The sequence below is a fragment of the Cetobacterium sp. genome, assembly GCF_051653945.1.
Classification (GTDB): domain Bacteria; phylum Fusobacteriota; class Fusobacteriia; order Fusobacteriales; family Fusobacteriaceae; genus Cetobacterium_A.
Genome location: NZ_JBOFXD010000007.1, coordinates 1 through 1,545 on the forward strand (window position 1 = coordinate 1; position 1,545 = coordinate 1,545).

The 1,545-nt window shown below is 30.2% G+C and carries 3 protein-coding genes; all 3 read right to left on the reverse strand.

Going from position 1 to position 1,545, the window contains the following annotated elements; translation table 11 throughout:
- Window positions 1–108: 108 nt before the first annotated feature.
- A complete protein-coding gene (locus ACRC8M_RS00600; RefSeq protein WP_047384515.1) occupies window positions 109–525 on the reverse strand; it encodes a DUF1971 domain-containing protein in 417 nt (138 codons plus the stop codon).
- Window positions 526–542: 17 nt separating this feature from the next.
- Window positions 543–719: an indolepyruvate ferredoxin oxidoreductase subunit alpha gene (locus ACRC8M_RS00605; RefSeq protein ID WP_047384514.1), complete on the reverse strand. Its 177-nt coding sequence runs from the start codon at window positions 717–719 to the stop codon at window positions 543–545.
- A gap of 12 nt (window positions 720–731) precedes the next feature.
- Window positions 732–1,545, reverse strand: an 814-nt coding sequence (gene hcp / locus ACRC8M_RS00610; protein WP_438527346.1) for a hydroxylamine reductase, incomplete at its 5' end; no start/stop codon positions are given.

The following is a 1,545-nucleotide window of genomic DNA, read 5'->3' on the forward strand; positions in this document are numbered from 1 at the left end:
CCATACGGACTCTCTTTTAGGTTATTAATCTACACTCATAAATATTTAGAACATTATGAATTTGCCCAAATTCAAGATTCGAAATAACTTTTAAATATTTGACTTTTTTTATTCGTAAAATTCTACTTTTAATTCTACAGGACCATCTAATATAACTCTATGAAGCTTTTCTGGAAATATAACTAAAGGATGATTAGAATCTACTGTATATATAATATCAGGATCTTCTTCCCATACAAAGTTTACTTTTCCAGATAAAACTTTTAATAGCCCAAATTTTCCTTCTGGAAGCTTATGGGCATTTAAAATATCTACAAAAATTGTTTTTTCATTCATAACAGGTGTTTCATTTTTCTTTTTTAATCTAGAATCAAGTGAGTCTAAAGCATAAATTGGAGTATCTTCAAATATTCCTTCCTCAATTTTCTCTCTTATTTCTTCGTCAATTACTTCATCTGCATTACCTTCAATATGAGGATTCAAGATTATTGGTTCTTTTTGCTCCTCACAATCACATTTTTTCATAAGATTTACTCTCCTTTTTATACAGGGGCTATACAAGATACAGGGCATACAGAAGCACAAGCTCCGCAATCTATACAATCATTTTCATTTATTTCTCTTTTTCCATCATCAACCTCTGATATACATGAAACTGGGCAAACACTTTCGCAAGCTCCACATCCAATACATATCTCTTTATCTATTCTATGTGCCATTTTACTCCTCCTCTATATTAAATTAAATTTTTTTAAATCTTCATCAACAGTACTAATTCCTGATAACCCAAAATTATCTACTAAAACTTTAACTATATTTGGTGATAAAAATGCTGGAAGAGTTGGTCCAACATGAATATTTTTTATTCCTAAATAAAGTAAAGCTAGAAGAACTATCGCTGCTTTTTGTTCATACCAAGCTATATTATATACTATTGGTAAATCATTTATATCCTCAAGTCCAAAAGCATCTTTTAAAGCTAAAGCTATAACAGCTAAAGAATAAGAGTCATTACATTGTCCTGCATCTAAAACTCTTGGTATACCACCAATATCACCTAAAGGAAGTTTTAAATAACGGAACTTAGCACATCCTGCTGTTAAAATAACAGTATCTTTTGGTAGCTTTTCAGCAAACTCTGTGTAATATTTTCTATCTGCCATTCTACCGTCACATCCACCCATAACTATAAATCTTTTAATAGCTCCAGATTTAACTGCATCTATAATTTTATCTTTTAATTGTAAAACTTGATTATGAGCAAATCCACCATTAACTTCTCCTTTTTCAATTTCAATAGGCGGTTCACATTTTTTTGCAAGATTTATAATTTCAGAGAAATCTTTATTTCCAAATTCATCTAATTCTATATGTTTACAACCTTCCATTCCTGCTGCATTTGTTGTAAACACTTTATCAATATAATTAACTTTCTTAGCTCCTTCTCTAAATGGATATGGAACAATACAGTTACTTGTAAATAAAATTGGTCCATTGAAAGTTGGGAACTCTTTATCTTGGCTCCACCATGATCCACCATAGTTT

Bases quoted from the DNA above. Each gene is read 5' to 3' on its own strand.
- ACRC8M_RS00600 (WP_047384515.1), bottom strand. From the start codon at position 525: ATGAAAAAATGTGATTGTGAGGAGCAAAAAGAACCAATAATCTTGAAT.
- ACRC8M_RS00605 (WP_047384514.1), bottom strand. From the start codon at position 719: ATGGCACATAGAATAGATAAAGAGATATGTATTGGATGTGGAGCTTGC.